Source organism: Rhizobium sp. BK312 (assembly GCF_014193605.1).
GTDB lineage: Bacteria > Pseudomonadota > Alphaproteobacteria > Rhizobiales > Rhizobiaceae > Rhizobium.
In genome coordinates this window covers 722,527-740,421 of sequence record NZ_JACHZP010000002.1, presented here as the reverse complement: position 1 = coordinate 740,421, position 17,895 = coordinate 722,527, and the positions used below count along the sequence as shown (strand labels likewise).

The following is a 17,895-nucleotide window of genomic DNA, read 5'->3' as shown; positions in this document are numbered from 1 at the left end:
CTTCTATCCAAGACGACCGCGCGCCCGCTTGCATCCTTCCGGCAACGTCGCGGCACTTTCGATCAAGCCGGCAAGTTCATAATCAACTTTTCCATCGAGAAGTCCCGCGTCAAACTCCCTCATGGTAGGTGCGTCATTGTCGATAGCCAGCCGGCGATGCGCTGGCCGGTCGCTTGTCCAGTGCGTGCTGTCCAGATAGATCGCTGCGACCTGCCAGATATTCAAACAACCGAGCGACCGCTTCCGCGCCGGGATCAATGTGACCCTCAAGTTGCTTGGCATTGATGTAGGCGGCGCGTCCGGCCTTGGCATGGACGAGCGTAGCAGTCATGTCTGCGCCGGCGCGAGCTGCATGGGCCGCTGCTGCCAAACCGCCGTTGAGTGCATCCAGGGCCGGCAGAAGAGCATCGACCATGGTTCGGTCTCCCAGACGAGCACCGCCGATCTCCTGCATGCGGTAAAGCCCGGCCTGCAGCGCCTCGCGAATGGCGAGCCCACTCGACGCTCCATCGCCGGCAGCTGCAAAGAAGATCGCTAGAAGCACCCCCGACGATCCGCCCATGGTCTGACTGAGTTCCTGCCCCATAGCTCGGAAGAGTTGCGTATAGTCTGAAAGAGGAAGGCGGTCGAGCGCGTCGATAAGCGCGCGTGCCGCGCCGGCCAAGGTCGACCCCGTATCACCGTCTCCCGACTTCGCGTCAAGCGCGTTCAGATCCATCTCTGAGAGAATGAGAAGATTGCAGCAATCCGTCAAAAACTGGCGGGTGGGCTCGTGCTTCGATGCGAGAGGAGCAATCGGCGTCAGCCCATCCGGGAGTGCAAGCGCCGCGGCCGGTTTGATCGCTGCCAAGCCTGGCCAAGCCGGTAGCGCGACCGGCTTGGCCAACAGCGCCAGTTCTTTCTTGTCGGCAGGAAAGACCGAGATAGAGAAGCCGTGCATGTCAAGCGACGTCATCATCGCAGCAGGTCCGATCAAGTGCGAGATCTTTCCTGAAATAGCCGATCGGGCAATTTCGTGGACAATGACCGACATTTCCAGCATCGATGCACCGCCCAGATTATTCACGAGCACGACATGGGGCCTATCATCCATGGTTGCCGCGAGACGCTCAACCATGGCGGCAACCGCAGCTCGGACGCCGGTATACTCTACCAGCTCGACACCGGCCTCGCCGTGGATGCCGAGCCCGAGTTCGGCACGGCCTTCCGGAATCCTATGTTCCTTCGGCGAACCAGGGACGGTGCATGTGTCGAGCGACATTCCGATCGACCGCGTGCCCGCAATGACATGGCGCGCGGCCTCAGTGATAGTCTCCAAATCAGCATCGTTCTCCGACAAGGCTCCCGCGATCTTGTGGACAAAGAGCGTGCCCGCCACACCGCGAGATTGCGGGAGATGCGGTAACGCGATGTCATCGTCCACAATGACCATGCTGACATTCAAGCCAAAGGCGCGAGCACGCTCCGCCGCCAAACCGAAGTTGAGGCGGTCGCCCGTATAGTTCTTGACGATCAGGAGGCAGCCGGCCGGCCCTGTGACGGACAGGATACCGGCGAGGATTGCATCGACGCTGGGAGACGCAAAAATATCTCCGCAGACGGCTGCGGTGAGCATCCCCTTGCCGACGAAGCCCGCGTGAGCCGGCTCATGGCCCGATCCGCCTCCAGAGACGATCGCGACCTTGCTCTTATCCCAATCCGAACGCACGACGACACGGATATGCGGAAAACCATCGAGGCGGCTCAGGGCGCCCCCCGATGCAACGAGAAGGCCCTCGATTGCTTCGGTGACCGCCTTTTCCCTGCTGTTGAGGAACTGTGACATTCTCGCCTCCCTTAAACCAAGCGCATGCCGGCCGCGTCGAAATAGAGCGGCTTGTTCGGCTGGATCTTAACGATCTCGCCACTTCTGAGGGCCGTATGAGCCTCGGTGACGGTGATCAAATTGTGTTTCTTGAACGAAAGATGCAGGCGCGTCTGATCGCCCAGATGCTCGACACGGGTAACAGTCGCCTCCTGGCCATCGCCTTGAGCGATATGCTCGGGACGCAGGCCTATCGATTTGGCGTTTGCCGGGGCACCGGGGAAAAGCTCGGCAGGCAGCACGTTGATGCGCGGCTGTCCGAGCCGAGTGGCGGCGTAGACGCTCACCGGCTGTTCATAAATTTCGCGCGGAGAACCGAACTGGGCGAGCCTACCCTCATGAAGGACGCCGACATGTGTTGCCATCGTCATCGCCTCCACCTGATCGTGGGTGACGTAAAGCAAGGTTGCACCGGATTTGGCCTGAATGCTCTTAAGCTCGATACGCAGATCGGCGCGCAGCTTGGCGTCAAGCGAGCTCAGCGGTTCATCCATGAGATAGATCTGCGGATTTCTGACCAGTGCGCGCCCGATGGACACGCGTTGCATTTCACCGCCGGAAAGAGCCGTCGCCTTATTGTCGAGCTTATGGGAAATCTGGAGAATTTCGGCGACCGTGTTCACCTTCTCGTCAATTATGCGTTGCGGCGTCTTCAGCAAGGGCGACTTCAGTGGAAATTCAAGATTCTGGCGTACCGAAAGGTGCGGATAGAGCGAATATTGCTGAAACACCATCGCGACGTTGCGCTGCGCCGGTGTCAGTCCGCGCATGGATCGTCCACCGATCATGATCTCGCCGACATCAGGGTTATCGAGGCCCGACACCATCCGCAAAGTCGTCGTCTTGCCCGCACCCGTCGGCCCCAGAAGAACGACGAACGAACCGTCGGGAACGATCATGGACAGCTCATCGAGTGCCCGGTGACCGGCGAAAGATTTCGTAATATTCTTCAAGATGACCTCAGCCACGGCGCAACACTCCCTCGTTGGCTTCGGAAACAAGCGCGGCCCCGGTCGCAGAGTTGAAGACCGTCAGACTCCTGGAATCGAAGTCCAGTCCAATCAGTTCTTCGACATGTGCGACCTGGTGGGATGGTGTACGAACCTTGATCTCGCCATGCTGCGTGTCGATTGTGACGATCTGCGTCGTACCCAGATATTCCACGGCTATGACCCGCCCTCTATAAGCGGAATCGTCGTTGAAGCGTATGTGTTCGGGCCTGACGCCCAGCGCCAGCTTGCCGGCATGTTCTTCGCGAGACATTGGCACCCTCACCATGTGTCCGGCAAGGCTGACATGAGTTCCGCCGGTTGCGACCGAACCATCGAACTCCAGGAAATTCATGGGCGGCGAGCCGATGAACTTTGCCACGAATTTCGTCGCCGGCCAGTCATAGATCTCCTGCGGCTTGCCGAACTGCTCGACGACCCCGTGGTTCATCACCACGATCTTGTCGCCCATCTGCATGGCTTCCAACTGATCATGGGTGACATAGACGGTGGTGGCGCCCATGCGGTCGTGCAGCGCCCGCAGCTCTTGCGCCATGTGTTCGCGGAATTCGGCGTCAAGGGCGCCTAGCGGCTCATCCATGAAGAAGGCTTTCGGGTTGCGGACAATGGCGCGGCCTACCGCCACACGCTGCCGGTCGCCGCCGGAAAGCCCGCCGATCGGCTTGTCGAGGATATTTTCGATCCGCAGGATCTTGGCTACTTCTGCGACCCGCTTTGCGACCTCAGCCTTTCTCATGCCCTGGCTGACCAACGGATAGGAAATATTTCTTCGGACATTCATATGCGGATAAAGAGCAAACATCTGGAAAACGAATGCGATATCGCGCTCGCTTGCCCTCTTCATGCCAACCTCTTCGCCACCGATATAGATTTCACCGCTGGTTGGCAGCTCGAGACCGGCCATCATCCGCAGGGTGGTCGTCTTCCCGCAACCGGAAGGCCCGAGCAGCATAAAGAACTCCCCATCTTCCACGGTGAAGGTGGAAGACTTCACCGCGTTGAAAGCTCCAAAGTCCTTGCGCACATTGTGAATTCTGATTTGCGCCATGATTCACTCCGGGAAATGGCTGACGATGATGAACATGACTGTTCCTGCCAGCGTCACTAGGAAGGAATAGGAGTAAAGCGACAGCCACAGCGGCTGCATCAGCATGACGACGCCGAGTGCGATCAGGACCGAAGCGAGAATTTCCCACGCATCGCGGCGCAGGCGTACCAAGCGATAGAGAAACGTCGTCATTTGCGTACCGCTCCGAAGGTGATGCCGCGCAGCAGATGTTTGCGAAGCAGGATCGTGAAGACCATGACGGGAACCAGGAAGATCGTTGCGCCGGCGGCAACCGCTGGCCAGTCCTGGCCGCTGACGCCGATGATGGTTGGGATGAAGGGCGGCGCCGTCTGGGCATTGCCTGATGTGAGCAATACGGCAAACGCATATTCATTCCAGGCGAAGATCAGACAGAAGATCGCCGTTGACGCGATGCCGGTAACGGCCTGCGGCAGCACGACCTTGTAGAAGGCCTGGAACCGCGTATAGCCGTCGATCAACGCGGCCTCCTCGTACTCAATCGGGATTTCGTCGATAAAGCCCTTGAGAAGCCATACCGACAACGACAGGTTGACGGCGGTGTAGAGCAGGATCATGCCCGCATGCGTGTCGCTGAGGCCAAGCGATCGGAACATCAGGAAGATCGGAATTGCGACGGCGATCGGCGGCATCATGCGGGTCGAAAGAATGAAGAAGAGCAGATCATCCTTCAGCGGAACCTTGAAGCGGGAAAAGGCATACGCCGCTGTCGTGCCAAGCACGATGCAAAGGACCGTCGAACCAAACCCGATGATGACGGAATTATAGAAGCGCTCGGCGAAGCGCGAGGCACCGGTGATGATCAGCCCATCCTTGCGAACCAACTTGTCGTACCACGTCGTAGGTTCACCAAGCGCTCTGAGTTGATCCTCAGGCACACGAGTCCGGGTGGTAAAAAGATTGACATATCCCTCCATCGTCGGCTGGAAGACCAGTTTCGGCGGATAGGAAATCGCATCGGCTGGTGATTTGAAGCCGGTCGCGATGATCCACAGCAGCGGGAGGAGGGTTATGACGGAATAGAGGACGACCAGAATACCGGCAAACCATTTCTGACGCGCGGATGGCTCGGTTACGGAATAGCTGCTCATCGTTGTTTGACCCTATTTAGAGCTTTGACATAGATCGATGCCAAACCGAATACGGTGACGAAAAGAATGACGGCGTAGGCGGATGCGTAACCGGTTCGCCATTGTTCGAAAGCGGCGCGCTTCAAGTTGATGGATGTCAACTCTGTGATCGATCCCGGCCCGCCGCCGGTCAACTGTACGACGAGATCGAACATCTTGAAGTTCTCGATGCCACGGAAGAGGACCGCCAGCATCAGGAACGGCAGTACCATCGGGATGGTAATGGTCCAGAACTGACGCCATTTACTGGCACGGTCGCATTCGGCAGCCTCGTAAATGCTGCTGGGAATGGAACGCAATCCCGCCAGGCAGATCAGCATCACGAAGGGCGTCCACATCCAGGTATCCACGATGACGATGGCCCATGGTGCCAACGTGGTGCTCGCAATCATCGAGAAGCTGGAGGGATCGTTCCCGGTCAGGAAAGCGACCACATAGTTGAAGAGGCCGATTTGCGGCTGGTACAGGAAGGTCCAGAAGTTGCCGACAACCGCCGGACTAAGCATCATCGGAAGCACGATGATCGTCGTCCAAAGATCGTTGCCGCGAAACTTCTTGTTGATCAGATAGGCAAGCAAGAAGCCGATCAGAACCTGCAGAATAATGGTCCAGATCAAGAAATGGGCGGTTGCCTGCATGCTCCGCCATACATCGCCATCCGTCAGGATATTGATGTAATTCCTCAGGCCGACAAACCGTATCGGCTCGTTGGGTCGGTTCACGCGGAAGTTCGTGAAGCTGAGGCGGATCGTCCAAATCAATGGAAAGATGTTGATGGCAAGCAGCAACACGATAGAGGGCGCGACGAAAAGCCAGGCTATGGCGCGATCAGAGAGACCTTTGACGCGCGCTGCGATCGCGGGCGGCGTCGCACCGGCAATCCGATCGATCGGTGAGTGGAGCATGTCCGTCTCCTTGGCATGAAATTGGTGGTGGGCAGAGCCAGCCCAGTCGGCACGGCTGACCCTGCGTGACGCCACTATCGGGGAATACCCCTATGCCGGCGTCAATATTTTCCGTCGTCCTGGAAGACACCCTTCCAGTCCTTGACGAGCCCGTCGAGCGCGTCCTTTGCGGTACCTTGGTTTGCGACTACATAGTCATGAAACCGCTTCTGCGATGCCTGCAGGAGGGAGGCGTAGGAAGGCTCGGCCCAGAAATCTTCGACGATTGCCATCGAATCGAGGAACGGCTTTGCATAGGGCTGGCTTGACGCAAAGCCCGGATCGTCCACGACAGCCTTCAGTGCTGAATAGCCGCCAAGCGCCCACCATTTCCGCTGGATCTCAGGTTGCGCGAACCATTTGATGTAATCGAGGGCCTCGGTCTTTTTAGCGGAGTTGGCAACCACGGAGATGCCCTGCCCTCCGAGCTGAGCGAACTGTGCACCCTTCGGGCCGGCGGGGTTTGGGAAATAGCCGGTCTTTTTGCCACCGACATTGGCATCGGCATTGATGCCCGGCCAGGTGAAGGTGAAGTTCATCTGCAAGGCGACCTGCCCTGACTTATAGGCATCGACGTCTTCGGTCATATAGGCATCGGAATGACCGGGAGGCGTGCAGCACTCATAGAGTTTCTTGTATTTCTCAAGGCCCGCGACTGCTTCCGCCGAGTTTACGAAGCCTTCCAGATCATAGGGCTTGTTCGGATTCTGATATTGGAAGCCGTAGCTATAAAGGGCATTCATCGCACCCATGGTGATGCCTTCAGAGCCGCGCTCGGTGTAGATTGCCGCGCCATAGACTTTCTTGCCGTCGATTTCGCGCCCCTGGAAGAAGGCAGCGATGTCCGTCAGCTCGTCCCAGGTCTTCGGAACGGCAAGATCGCGGCCGTACTTCTTCTTGAACTCCGCCTGAAGCTCTGGGCGGGAGAACCAGTCCGCGCGATAGGTCCACCCAACGACATCAGCGAATGCCGGCAGCGCCCAGTAATTCGGTGTATTCTTTGGCCACTCGGCGTATCCGACCACGGTCGCGGGGATGAAATCGTCCATCTTGATTCCTTCCTTATCGAAGAAATCGTTGAGCTTGACGTATTGACCGTTTTCCGCTGCACCGCCGATCCACTGGCTGTCGCCGATCATCAGGTCGCAAAGCTTGCCGCTGGAATTCAGTTCATTGAGCATACGGTCTGCGAAATTCGGCCAAGGCACAAATTCATAGTGCATCTTATTGCCGCTCTTCTTCTCAAAATCCTTGCTCAGCTCCACCAAAGCATTGGCGGGATCCCACGCCGCCCAGCACAGAGTCAGATCGGCGGCTTGAGCGTGCGACGCCGCGGCCGCGGATACGGCAACATATATCCCGGCAGCAACTGCCGGGCTCAGCAAAAGAGACCTCATGGCTTCAATCCTCCCGTTGAACCTCTCGACCTCCATCGAGAAGATAAGTGAAAGCGTGACGGCCGGAATGTTGCGAAACGCACTCCAAACCCGGCCTATCTCCCTTCGATCCGACCCGATGGCCAGACAATAAAGAAATAACTGAGGTGCGCACCTCAATGCAAGCAGTTTTTGAGGTCCGCACATCAATTCTTGCCTTTCTCTCGTTTTTGAGGGAAATGTCTGCTGTCTGTAATTCAAGTGGAGCTATCATGCGGCCAACAGCAAAGGACCTTGCGGAAGCCGCCGGCGTAAGCCTTGCCACAGTCGACCGGGTTTTGAACAATCGCCCTAATGTGAGCAAAAAAGCGGCCCGCAGCGTTCAAGAAGCCATTGAACGTATTGGCTTTATCCGAAACCCTGCCGCCGTCAGCCTCGCACGCAACAAGAGCTATAAGTTTCGGTTCATCCTGCCAAAGTCGGGAGATCTTTATCTTGGCGAGCTGTTGCGTCGGGTGGAGAATCTGGAAGCGGCGCTTAAAAGCGACCTGACCGATATAGACTGCGTTCAGATCCCCACCGAGGACGCCCATGGTGTTGCGAAATATCTCACCGGCATCAGCGAGGAAACCGTCGACGGCATAGCCCTGATGGCGCCGGAATCGCCCCAAGTACGCGATGCCTTGATGCGGCTTTTGGAAAGGGACATCAAGGTCGTCCAATTTCTGTCCGGTCAGGAAAAGCTTCCCGCCGCGGATTTCGTGGGCGTTGACAACTTCGCGGCAGGTGCAACGGCAGGACGATTGATCGGCACGTTTGTCCGTCAGACACGGGGGAAGGTGATGATCGTCGCAGAGACCATGCAATCACTGGACAGTATTCAGCGGCGTCACGGCTTCGATACCATAATCAATGAGCAGTTTGCGAACCTCACCTGCCTTCCATCGATCGAGACACACGCTGACGAGAAGCGGGCAAGCCAGATTATCGGCCGCGTACTTGAGAGCAACAAAGATGTTGTTGCCGCCTACATACTGAGCTCAGAGGCGCGCATCCCCCTCTTGGCAGCCGCGGCGACAAGCGATCTGCGCAATCTTTCGGTCGTGGTCCACGAGCGCACCCCCTTTACTGAAGAAGGATTGCGCGACGGCAGCATCAATGCGGTCATCGCGCTGGATCCGGGTCATGCTGTACGCAGCGCGGTTCGCATCATGCGCGCTCGTGCCGACGCACGTGAGCTATTGGCCGAACAAGAGCGGTTACGCATTGAGATCCTCCTGAAAGAAAATCTCTAGACGCACCTCTCCTTTAGACCGCCCGTGCCCCGAGTTCCTGATGTGCGCAGCTCATATGGCATCGCATAAAAAACCGTTGGAGACATGCCATTCTACGATGCCTAGAAGAATGAGGCGGACATTTCCGGTGGGCCTTCGAGCGCATGCGCCATGAAATCGAGCGCGCCTTTCAGTCGGTCGCGGTCGATCGGCCCGCCAAGGCAGATGCGCACGGCCTCGCTGACCGCACCATCGACGGTAAAGGCGTCGCTCGCCACGACGCCGATTCCGGAGGAACGCATGTGACTGCTGAAGGTCGATCGGGTCCAGCCGTTGGTTAGCGGCATCCAGATGTTGAAGCTGATCGGATCGGCCTTGTAGCTGCCCTGGGGCAGAATATCGGCCACCATCTGCTGGCGGGCAGCTGCCTCGGCGCGGATGAAGCGCAGGATCGAATCCGCCGTGCCATCCTCGATCCAGCGCGTGGCGAGCGCAACGGTCATCGGCGAGGCCATGACATTGTTTGTACGCATGGCGCTGACGAAGGGCCAGATCGCCTTGGTGTCCGGAGCAACCACATAGGCAAGGCGAAGGCCGGCGCCGATGCATTTTGCAAGACCACCAATATGCCATGTCAAGTCTGGCGCGATGGCGCCAAACGGCGGCGGCCCGTGCAAAGGAATGAAGCCGTAGGCATCATCCTCAATAATGGGCACATGATATTTGCGGGCGACGGCGGCGATCTCCCCGCGACGCTTCTCGGGAATGGTCAGCGTCAAAGGGTTCTGCAGCGTCGGATTGAGATAGAGCGCTTTCGGCTGCAGCCGCTCGCAAGCCTCGGCAAAAGCATCGGGCAATATGCCTTCATCATCCATCTGCAAGCCTGAGAGATTGAGGCGCAACTGGGCAGCGATCGAGCGCATACCCGGATAGGTAATGATTTCCGACAATACGGTCTCGCCAGGCTTTGCCAGAAGACCGAAGATCGCCAGCAGCGCCGGATGCGCGCCTGGCGTTACGAAGATACGCTCCTGCGAAGGCACCAGGCCGCGACGGCTGAGCCAGGCGGCAGCGGCATCCTTATCCATGCCCGATCCGCCGAAGCCCTGGTATCGCAGCAGCGGAACCAGATTGCTTGCCACGGCTGACAGGCCTTCTCGCATGCGGGCAATCAAATCCGCATCGTCAGGCTCCGGTGGAAGGTTCATCGACAAGTCCACCAACGAAGCGCGACGTGGATCGGGCGCGGCATCGGACACGAAACCACGCCTTTCGCGATCTTGCCCGCCTATGACGAAGGTGCCCCTGCCGACGTGCGAATCCACCAGGCCGCGCTTCTGCGCCTCGACATAACCGCGAGCCACCGTGGTGAAATCGATGTTCAGCCGCTTGGCCATCTCCCTTTGCGGCGGCAAACGGTCTCCCACCGCCAGCACGCCGCTTCTCAAATCCATTTCGATCAGGTCGGCGATAGCCATATAGCGAGGGCTGGAGGAGCGACTAAGGTCAGGATGCCAGTCTTTCATGTCGTGATCCGCAATGTGTGATGGGCGCATGGGCGAGTCACCATTGACCATATATTGTTGCAAAATTCCCTGTCACGGAAAAACGCCTGTGCATAAGTGCGATGCTTCACGAACAGTAGCAGGTAATCGTCATCACAATGGCAAATTGCCTCCAAAATTGATCTCTTAATTGAATGTCTTTTTGAAGAAATTGGATGCAAATTATGCAGCATCAATTTGGCGCGGCGCTTGTTATTTCATGGCACACCTCTACACGAACTCTTCTTGGGGGCGCCATAATCCGATGCGCTCTCGCCTGATTGGCAGTGGCCATCGCCGAAGCCACGCTGCCAGGACGGACTATCCGGTGATACGGTTCAATCGAACGGGTTATCGAGATATACCCGATCTACGAGCTTCAGGCTGCGGTCGGGCTGCAGGATGTAGGTCTCGCGCACTCGTTCGCCCCACTGATCCGTGAATGTGTGAGGGACAATGCTACCGACCGGTGACTTTTGTAACCGTTGGCTCGGCTGCCCGCCGTAGGTGATGCTTCCGGGAATAGGCTTCAACCCCTCTTGACTGGCTTGGCAGGCTGCAAGCATTCCCGCCAGAATTCCCGCTGCGACTATTCTTTTCATCGCCTGCTCCAATCTTGCTTCGATACACCAAACCAAATGTCGGTATGGAGGTCCACCAAGTGGATCATAGATCAGCGAAGAGCATCAAGCCCGAATATTCGCCCTGCCACCGGAGGTTCCTCCAATGACAGGGCGGACCGCCGACGGGTGATAGTGGTGTCGGCGACCGGGGGCGGTCATCCACTATCCGAATAGACCCGTGTTGAACACGGACCTTAGTCTGATGACGAGCGACACTCTTGCCAAGATGAGCCGGAATTCGGTGGGTATCGAAACGTCGCAACGACCGGATGCCAATCACTGGCCGCGTCTGACCGCTTTCGCCCCATTATTCTTCCAGCTGAGCAGACAAGATCGCACGGGTGATTATTTGCGCTGCGGCTTAAAATTGACGAGCAATGACTTAAGCTCGATTTCACGCACGCGGCGCGCCGCTTCGTCGGGGCTGACCCAATCAATCCGGCGCTGTCCTCGCTCCTTGAACTCCGCCCCGACCTCCTTCACCTCGATTTGGAACATGTCGACGACGCAGGGCGCGACTTTTCCGTCAGGGAGTTCTTTAAGATAGGTGTACCGGCCAAACGGCACCTTCCTCACCTTGCCACGAACGCCCGCCTCCTCCCAGGCTTCGATCGCAGCCGCTTCGTGAGGCTCCTTGCCTTTCATTGGCCAACCTTTCGGTACAATCCAACGGCCGCTCTCGCGTGACGTAATCACCAATATCTCGATTTCGCCTTCATCACCCTTGTAGCGGAAACAAAGTGCGCCATACTGATTGCGGAAAGCACTTGAAAACAGCTTCTCCGGCGTCCGCGCAAGCTGCTGCAGTAAGTGTTTCGGTTTGGATGATGCAGGCTTTCCGCCTTGCTTTTTCGGCTTCATGCCGTCCAGCTTGTCAGATTTTCACCCGTGCCTCAATTAGGCGAGCGGCGTTTTGAACCCGAAGATACTGCTGGCGCCTATCTGATATGACGGGCAGGTACCGCAAGTCGTTCCACCTGCCACGCTCAAACATTGCGCGATCCATCAACCAAGATCCCAAAACGTCGGCAATCGCTATCGCAGAAACCGGCGCAGCAGCGACATCGCGGACGCAATTTAATAATAATTGCGTTTTGCAAGTAAATAGTTGACATTACGCTCTGAGCCCTGTGCACCTTGTGCTGAACTCGCCGCTTGCCTGGATTACCGTCTGGCCACAAAGGATGTAAGATGACCGCAGCCCTGTTTCTTGCGACTGTGCTTTTTTGGGGGTCGGGCGCCATTGTGACGTCCCTTCAGGCAAGTGCTTCCGCACCTGAGCTATCGGTCGCCGTTCGCATGTTTCTTGTTGGGTCAGGCATGCTCGGCTTTTCGATCGCAACCGGCAAACCGATCACAATTATGCGCGGCGACCGCTCTTGGGTGGCAATGCAGGGCATATTGTTTTTCGGGCTTGCTTTCATCGCCTTTTACAAGGCGACGCAAGGTATACCGAGCGGGATCGCAGCTCTGGTGCTGTCGAGTTCCTCACTTTTCGCCGCGGTAGCCAGCCGGTTTCTGCTGGATCTACGAATAAGCCGCCGCGCCGCGATCGGCATAATTTTTGGTCTACTGGGCCTCGGCATCGTGGCCGCCCCACAGATCTTTGCCTTGCATCTCAACCCGCAAACCCTGAAAGGCTTCATATGGGCCGCCATTGCCGCGATAGCGACCGGCGCTGGGACGGCGATCGCTGCGCGCAACCAGCGGCGCGGCGTGCCCATCCCAGTCCTCATGGGTTGGGGCGCATTGTGCGGATGCGGCTTCGGGTTCGCCTGGGCTGTGGTTGTCGGCACGTCCCTGACAATACCTGTAACAACCGGCTATCTGGCACAGCTTGCCTATCTCGCAATTGTCGCCTCCTGCGTCACCTTTCTCATGTATTTCACGCTGATTGAAAAGATCGGCCCAGCCCGCGCCGCTTATGCGTTAACCGTTGTTCCCATTGTTGCTATGACAATTTCCGTCATATTCGAAGGGCTGCACGTCGATACACGTCTCGCCCTCGGTGGCGCAACGATCATTCTGGGCAATATCCTGGTCCTTAATGCCTGAAGCCGACTGTTAACAATCATTTGAAATCAGGATCGTACCCGGCTGTGCGTTGGCAAGCATTGGGATCATGACCGGCTATAGCTTAGCGGCCCCTGCGAAATCCGGGATAGGGCTATTCCAGTCGGGGAGAATATCCTCTTCAGACAGCAATTGTCTCGGGCAAAACTGCCTCCAAATAGATCGATTGCACAAAGCTTATGCATGTCTAAATTACTTGCAAATAGCAATTGATTTCCTATCAAATCTATGTTGTAGTTTTAATCATAAGAGGTAAATCGCATCGCGATTGCCCGCATAACTAGAATCTAGGGAGATGTCCGAACCGCAACAATTTTGGAAGGCATATGTTCATGTATATGTCCTCGACACCGATTGAATCTGAGGTCGTCTTTTCAGGCCGCCGTTCGGCGACCTACCGCGATGCACTCCACCTCTTTCCCGATGCCTGGCTTGACGATATTGCCGCCATGCGCCGCTTCCTGCAGCCGGTCGACGGCCGACGCGTCTTGGAAATCGGCGCCGGCAACGGTCATTTCAGCCGAGCGATCGCCGAAGATGTAGGCCCTACAGGCTTACTGGTCGCAACCGATCCGTCCACCGAACAACTTGAGGATCTCGAAATCGAAAGTGGCGGCCGGATCAGGGTCTTCGGTCAGGCAGCGCACATGCTCGACCTGCCGATCCGCGATTTTGACATGGCCTGGTCGCGCGGCGCCGTCCACCATATTTCCGACAAGACAGCGGCTTGGACGGCTATCGCAGCCCATATGCGCCCCGGCGGCAAGCTGGTAGTTGCCGACATCTTCGCCGGAACGCGGCTTGCCGCCTATTTCGACGATTTTATCGCCCTGAGTTGCTGCACCGGCCACGAGGTCTCCTTCCTCTCCCGGGAATTTGCCACCAGCCTGTGCGCTTTAACCGGATGGGACAAGCCTCAATTTACCGATGTCACCACCCGCTGGCGCTTCGACACCAAGGCAGGTCTCGGACATTTTCTGCGATTGCTGTTCTCGGCAACCGAGATCTTCACCGACGACGACTGCCTTGTTGCAGCAGAACGCCATCTTGACATTGTTTCCGACGGCAACGGCATCGCCCTGCGTTGGCCAATGACAGTGATGGAAACGACAAGGCTGCCGACCGCAAATTAATCATGGATGAGCGATCACAGGCGCTTGACGCGGGACGGGACAATCCCGCCCGCGGCGTGACCTGACATACGCAAATTTCCTTCGGAGTTCGCCTATGACATCGACCGCCGCAAACCGTGGATCCACGGCCCCTCGCCCCGCGATCCCTTTCGATCCGAATACAAGTACATTGCCTCCGGTTGCCACGAAACTTGGCTCGGAGCTTGCGGTCCATAAGGTCGGCTATAATGGTCGGCCCGGTGCATTTGCGGATGTTGCCTGCAGGATGGCGTTCCCATCCGCCGACCGCATCGCCCTGCCGAGCCTGGAGACCACGATTGCCAGCACCGTCCGCGGTGAAGTCGACCGGATCCTCCTGCCATGCGAAAACAGCTTGGTCGGGCGGGTGCCGGATGTGCACAGAATCGTGCCCGACAGTGGTTTGCACATCGTCGGTGAGCATTTTCAGCGCGTCGAACATTGCCTCATGGCGCCGCCAGGCGCTTCGCTTGCAAGCATCAGGCGCGTGCGTTCGCACCCCGTCGCACTTGGTCAGGTCAGCCGGCTAATTGCGGCGCTCGACCTGGAGGCCATTGCCGCTCCGACGACATCGCACGCCGCCGAGCTGGTGGCATCTTGCAAGGATCCGAGCGAAGCCGCGATTGCCTCGGATGTCGCAGCCGACCTTTATGGATTGGATATCCTCAAACGCAATGTCGAAGACGATCCGCATAACACGACACGGTTCTACGTGCTGTCTGCCGAACCTCAAGCGGTCGAGCAAAAGACACAGCTTCTGACGACGATCGTCTTTCGCACCCAGAACCGGCCGGGCTGCCTCTACCATGCCATTGCCGGATTTGCCGAAAACGGCATCAACATGACCAAGATCGAAAGCTATCTTGTCGGCGGACAGTTCGTGCCATCCCGCTTCCTTTGCGAGTTCGAGGGCGATCCCGCCGCACCTGAGGTGGCCGATGCGCTCGATATTCTCGCCCATCATGCTCGCGAGCTGGTCGTGCTTGGGACATTCCCGATGGCAAGCCGCCACCTGCGCAACCGCAGTGAGGAAAATCTCTCGTCATGGGGGACCAAGCCTCCAGCCGCCTTTCGATGGTCCGATGGCCAGCAGGAGGCCGAGCGATGACGACTGCGGTAAACCACTACGGACGCCATGGCGATCTTGTCGATGCGGCAATCGCGAAATTGAAGCTGCATTTTGGCGAGCGGCTGACAACGGCGACGGCCGTGCGTGATCAGCATGGCCATGATGTGAGCTGGCATCCCTCCTATCCGCCGGACGCGGTCGTCTTCCCGGATACGGCGGATGAGGTATCACGCATCGTCGCGACCTGCCACGCCTTCGATGTGCCGGTAATCCCGTTTGGAACCGGCACCTCCTGTGAGGGTCATGTTGCCGCCCTTATGGGTGGAATATGCATCGATCTCTCGCGGCTGGATCGAATTTTGATGATTCAACCGGACGATATGACGGCGACGGTCGAGGCAGGCGTCACCCGCAAGCGCCTGAACGCCGAACTGCGCGATACCGGACTGTTCTTTCCCGTCGATCCCGGCGCGGATGCCTCACTTGGCGGAATGGCCTCAACGCGTGCCTCCGGTACGAACGCCATGCGGTATGGCACGATGAAAGACAATGTCGTTTCACTCGGTGTCGTTCTGCCCAATGGCGATCGGATCCGCACCGCAAGCCACGCCCGCAAATCGGCCGCGGGCTATGATCTGACACGTCTATGGGTGGGATCGGAAGGCACGCTCGGCATCGTGACCGACGTGACTGTTAAATTGCATCCAATTCCGGACCACGTCGTTGCGATTTCGGCGAGTTTCTCCACACTGGAACAAGCGGTCGGCTTCGTGCTTGTTGCGACCAGGCTCACCGACACTTTGGCACGTATCGAACTGCTCGATGAACTGCAGGTCGAGGCCGTCAACAGCTATTCAAAACTCTCCTTGCCGGTCGAGCCGACGCTTTTTATCGAACTTCACGGTAGTCGCGCGGCAGTCGAGGCCGCCTTGCCGTTCATGGAGGCGGAGGCACATGCCGCTGGCGCCAGTCGATTTGACACGGCCGTATCGGCGGAGGCCCGAGGCAGGCTCTGGCAGGCACGTCATGATATCTGGTGGGCCAACCTTGCGCTGCGCCCGGGCGCAAGCGCCCTGCCTACAGATAGCTGCGTGCCGGTATCCCGGCTCGTCGAGGCAATTCTTGCTGCCAAGGCCGATGTGAGAGACCTTGGTCTTCTCGCACCGATCTGCGGCCATGTGGGGGACGGAAATTTCCATCTTTGCGTCCTATTCGATCCCGCCGATCCCGATGAGCATCAGCGCGTCGAAACCCTGACCAAACGTCTTGCGGCCCGCGCAATCGCGCTGCAGGGGACATCGACCGGCGAACATGGGATCGGCCACGGAAAGATGGCCGCGCTCGTCGCAGAGCATGGTCCCGCCATTCGGGTAATGGCCGCGATCAAACGCGCCGTCGATCCTCACAACATCATGAATCCAGGCAAGATTTTCAATCTCGCCGAGGCACCGCCGTTCAATTGAGCAAGATCCATAAACCAGGGAGGGAATAGAATATTCATGTCCAGCCAGCATGGTCCGGCCTCCATCGCCGACTTCAGAATCGCCGCGCAACGCGCATTGCCGAAAATGGTCTTTGATTTTTTCGACGGCGGCGCCGGCTCGGAACTCACACTGCGCGAAAACAGGGCTGCACTGGATCGGATCCGTCTCGTCGGCTCTGCGCCGGTCGATGTTGGCCACCGCTCGGCGGCCATCTCGCTCTTCGGCAAGCCGCTCTCAATGCCGATCATCATCGGACCGACCGGGCTGGCGGGTGCTGCATGGCCCGCGGGCGACCAGGCATTGGCCCGGGCAGCCGCACAAGCAGGAATCCCCTTTGTCATGAGTTCGGCGGCCAGCGCGTCCATGGAAGCCGTGGCAGCTACCGGTGAAGGCAGGAAGTGGTTTCAGCTCTACCTGTTCCGGGACCGCGAGGTGAGCCTTAGACTATTGCAGCACGCCCAGGCCTTGGGCTTCGAAGCAATCGAGATCACCGTCGACAACGCCATTCCCGGCAGGCGGTTGCGCGATGCTCGCAATGGCTTTTCACTGCCGTTCCGCTGGACGCCAAAGAAGCTCCTGAGCCTTGCCACCCATCCCGGCTGGGCATTGCGGATGGCGCGTGCTGGTACACCGAGGCTGGAGGTCATGGCGGCCGAGTTCGACCTCAGGTCCGCCGCCACCATCGCCGAGGTGATGGAACAGCAGCTCGATCCGACCGTATCCTGGGACGATATCGCCTTCATACGCGATCGCTGGAAAGGCCCTTTGATCCTTAAGGGGCTACTCGATCCAGCGCAGGGGGCAAGGGCAGCCGAATTGGGACTGGACGGTATCGTAGTCAGCAATCATGGCGGCCGGCAACTCGATGGAGCCGTTGCAAGTATCGATATCCTGCCGGAATTCGCTGCCGCCGTGGCCGGTCGGCTGGCCATTCTCGTCGATAGCGGATTTCGCAGCGGCACCGACATCATCAAGGCGCTTGCCCTTGGCGCCACGGCTGTACAGCTCGGCCGTGCAACGCTCTACGCGCTTGCGAGCGGTGGAGAGGAAGCGGTCTCCCGCGCTTTGAGCATCCTCGCTGCAGAACTCGATGTTGCCCAGGCGATGACGGGTTCACCGACCATCGCCGATATCGGCCCTGCAAAGCTCCGGCTGCCGCCGCCTCTGATCCGGGCCGAAAGGGTGGCGACACCTGGTGGGCCTACCTCATCCCGCCCGCAAACCTTCGCAGCCGCTTGAACGAATTTTCCGAAAACCCTTCCGAGG

General features: G+C 58.2%; 16 protein-coding genes. 6 read left to right on the top strand and 10 right to left on the bottom strand.

Annotation, left to right across the window (positions count from 1 at the left end):
• Positions 1 to 133: 133 nt before the first annotated feature.
• The 7 genes from FHT85_RS08055 to FHT85_RS08025 all read right to left on the bottom strand — a co-directional run bounded on the left by FHT85_RS08055 (position 134) and on the right by FHT85_RS08025 (position 7,432).
• Positions 134 to 1,825: a dihydroxyacetone kinase subunit DhaK gene (locus FHT85_RS08055; RefSeq protein WP_112412541.1), complete on the bottom strand. Its 1,692-nt coding sequence runs from the start codon at positions 1,823 to 1,825 to the stop codon at positions 134 to 136.
• A gap of 11 nt (positions 1,826 to 1,836) precedes the next feature.
• Entirely contained in the window at positions 1,837 to 2,832 is a 996-nt protein-coding gene (locus FHT85_RS08050) for an ABC transporter ATP-binding protein (protein ID WP_112337707.1), read from the bottom strand.
• The gene (locus tag FHT85_RS08045) at positions 2,825 to 3,922 is read right to left on the bottom strand and encodes an ABC transporter ATP-binding protein (RefSeq protein WP_112412540.1); all 1,098 of its coding nucleotides are present in this window, start codon (positions 3,920 to 3,922) and stop codon (positions 2,825 to 2,827) included. Before FHT85_RS08045 ends, FHT85_RS08050 begins: the two co-directional genes overlap by 8 nt.
• Positions 3,923 to 3,925: 3 nt before the next feature.
• Complete coding sequence (locus FHT85_RS08040) at positions 3,926 to 4,114, bottom strand: hypothetical protein (RefSeq protein ID WP_041678216.1); 189 nt, start codon at positions 4,112 to 4,114, stop codon at positions 3,926 to 3,928.
• The gene (locus FHT85_RS08035) at positions 4,111 to 5,052 is read right to left on the bottom strand and encodes a carbohydrate ABC transporter permease (protein ID WP_112337709.1); all 942 of its coding nucleotides are present in this window, start codon (positions 5,050 to 5,052) and stop codon (positions 4,111 to 4,113) included. The genes FHT85_RS08040 and FHT85_RS08035 overlap by 4 nt, the downstream gene beginning before the upstream one ends.
• On the bottom strand, positions 5,049 to 5,996 hold the full coding sequence (locus tag FHT85_RS08030; RefSeq protein ID WP_112337710.1) for a carbohydrate ABC transporter permease: 948 nt from the start codon (positions 5,994 to 5,996) through the stop codon (positions 5,049 to 5,051). Before FHT85_RS08030 ends, FHT85_RS08035 begins: the two co-directional genes overlap by 4 nt.
• Before the next feature lie 101 nt (positions 5,997 to 6,097).
• Positions 6,098 to 7,432, bottom strand: a complete 1,335-nt coding sequence (locus FHT85_RS08025) for an ABC transporter substrate-binding protein (RefSeq protein ID WP_112412539.1) — start codon at positions 7,430 to 7,432, stop codon at positions 6,098 to 6,100.
• 251 nt (positions 7,433 to 7,683) lie between these two features.
• On the opposite strand from FHT85_RS08025, the gene FHT85_RS08020 reads away from it, so the two are divergent.
• Positions 7,684 to 8,706 carry a LacI family DNA-binding transcriptional regulator gene (locus FHT85_RS08020; RefSeq protein ID WP_112337711.1) on the top strand — a complete coding sequence of 341 codons (1,023 nt, stop codon included), beginning with the start codon at positions 7,684 to 7,686 and terminating at the stop codon, positions 8,704 to 8,706.
• 101 nt (positions 8,707 to 8,807) lie between these two features.
• Here FHT85_RS08020 and FHT85_RS08015 read toward each other — a convergent pair whose 3' ends face one another.
• The 3 genes from FHT85_RS08015 to FHT85_RS08005 form a co-directional block, all read right to left on the bottom strand.
• The gene (locus FHT85_RS08015) at positions 8,808 to 10,211 is read right to left on the bottom strand and encodes a PLP-dependent aminotransferase family protein (RefSeq protein WP_112412538.1); all 1,404 of its coding nucleotides are present in this window, start codon (positions 10,209 to 10,211) and stop codon (positions 8,808 to 8,810) included.
• Positions 10,212 to 10,567: 356 nt separating this feature from the next.
• Entirely contained in the window at positions 10,568 to 10,831 is a 264-nt protein-coding gene (locus tag FHT85_RS08010; protein ID WP_112412537.1) for a hypothetical protein, read from the bottom strand.
• A gap of 366 nt (positions 10,832 to 11,197) precedes the next feature.
• Complete coding sequence (locus FHT85_RS08005; protein ID WP_112412536.1) at positions 11,198 to 11,713, bottom strand: NUDIX hydrolase; 516 nt, start codon at positions 11,711 to 11,713, stop codon at positions 11,198 to 11,200.
• 330 nt (positions 11,714 to 12,043) lie between these two features.
• Here FHT85_RS08005 and FHT85_RS08000 point away from each other — a divergent pair, with 330 nt between their 5' ends.
• The 5 genes from FHT85_RS08000 (at position 12,044) to FHT85_RS07980 (ending at position 17,868) form a co-directional block, all read left to right on the top strand.
• Positions 12,044 to 12,907: a DMT family transporter gene (locus tag FHT85_RS08000; protein ID WP_112412535.1), complete on the top strand. Its 864-nt coding sequence runs from the start codon at positions 12,044 to 12,046 to the stop codon at positions 12,905 to 12,907.
• A gap of 350 nt (positions 12,908 to 13,257) precedes the next feature.
• Complete coding sequence (locus FHT85_RS07995) at positions 13,258 to 14,058, top strand: class I SAM-dependent methyltransferase (protein ID WP_246779912.1); 801 nt, start codon at positions 13,258 to 13,260, stop codon at positions 14,056 to 14,058.
• Between the two features lie 94 nt (positions 14,059 to 14,152).
• Positions 14,153 to 15,184, top strand: coding sequence for a prephenate dehydratase domain-containing protein (locus tag FHT85_RS07990; protein ID WP_112412533.1), 1,032 nt, complete (start codon positions 14,153 to 14,155; stop codon positions 15,182 to 15,184).
• Entirely contained in the window at positions 15,181 to 16,608 is a 1,428-nt protein-coding gene (locus tag FHT85_RS07985) for an FAD-binding oxidoreductase (protein WP_112412532.1), read from the top strand. The genes FHT85_RS07990 and FHT85_RS07985 overlap by 4 nt, the downstream gene beginning before the upstream one ends.
• A gap of 36 nt (positions 16,609 to 16,644) precedes the next feature.
• On the top strand, positions 16,645 to 17,868 hold the full coding sequence (locus FHT85_RS07980; RefSeq protein WP_112412531.1) for an alpha-hydroxy acid oxidase: 1,224 nt from the start codon (positions 16,645 to 16,647) through the stop codon (positions 17,866 to 17,868).
• The last annotated feature ends 27 nt before the right edge of the window (positions 17,869 to 17,895 follow it).

Coding starts and splice junctions, on each gene's coding strand:
- FHT85_RS08055 (WP_112412541.1), bottom strand. CDS start 1,825: ATGTCACAGTTCCTCAACAGCAGGGAAAAGGCGGTCACCGAAGCAATC.
- FHT85_RS08045 (WP_112412540.1), bottom strand. CDS start 3,922: ATGGCGCAAATCAGAATTCACAATGTGCGCAAGGACTTTGGAGCTTTC.
- FHT85_RS08040 (WP_041678216.1), bottom strand. CDS start 4,114: ATGACGACGTTTCTCTATCGCTTGGTACGCCTGCGCCGCGATGCGTGG.
- FHT85_RS08035 (WP_112337709.1), bottom strand. CDS start 5,052: ATGAGCAGCTATTCCGTAACCGAGCCATCCGCGCGTCAGAAATGGTTT.
- FHT85_RS08030 (WP_112337710.1), bottom strand. CDS start 5,996: ATGCTCCACTCACCGATCGATCGGATTGCCGGTGCGACGCCGCCCGCG.
- FHT85_RS08025 (WP_112412539.1), bottom strand. CDS start 7,432: ATGAGGTCTCTTTTGCTGAGCCCGGCAGTTGCTGCCGGGATATATGTT.
- FHT85_RS08020 (WP_112337711.1), top strand. CDS start 7,684: ATGCGGCCAACAGCAAAGGACCTTGCGGAAGCCGCCGGCGTAAGCCTT.
- FHT85_RS08015 (WP_112412538.1), bottom strand. CDS start 10,211: ATGAAAGACTGGCATCCTGACCTTAGTCGCTCCTCCAGCCCTCGCTAT.
- FHT85_RS08010 (WP_112412537.1), bottom strand. CDS start 10,831: ATGAAAAGAATAGTCGCAGCGGGAATTCTGGCGGGAATGCTTGCAGCC.
- FHT85_RS08005 (WP_112412536.1), bottom strand. CDS start 11,713: ATGAAGCCGAAAAAGCAAGGCGGAAAGCCTGCATCATCCAAACCGAAA.
- FHT85_RS08000 (WP_112412535.1), top strand. CDS start 12,044: ATGACCGCAGCCCTGTTTCTTGCGACTGTGCTTTTTTGGGGGTCGGGC.
- FHT85_RS07995 (WP_246779912.1), top strand. CDS start 13,258: ATGTATATGTCCTCGACACCGATTGAATCTGAGGTCGTCTTTTCAGGC.
- FHT85_RS07990 (WP_112412533.1), top strand. CDS start 14,153: ATGACATCGACCGCCGCAAACCGTGGATCCACGGCCCCTCGCCCCGCG.
- FHT85_RS07985 (WP_112412532.1), top strand. CDS start 15,181: ATGACGACTGCGGTAAACCACTACGGACGCCATGGCGATCTTGTCGAT.
- FHT85_RS07980 (WP_112412531.1), top strand. CDS start 16,645: ATGTCCAGCCAGCATGGTCCGGCCTCCATCGCCGACTTCAGAATCGCC.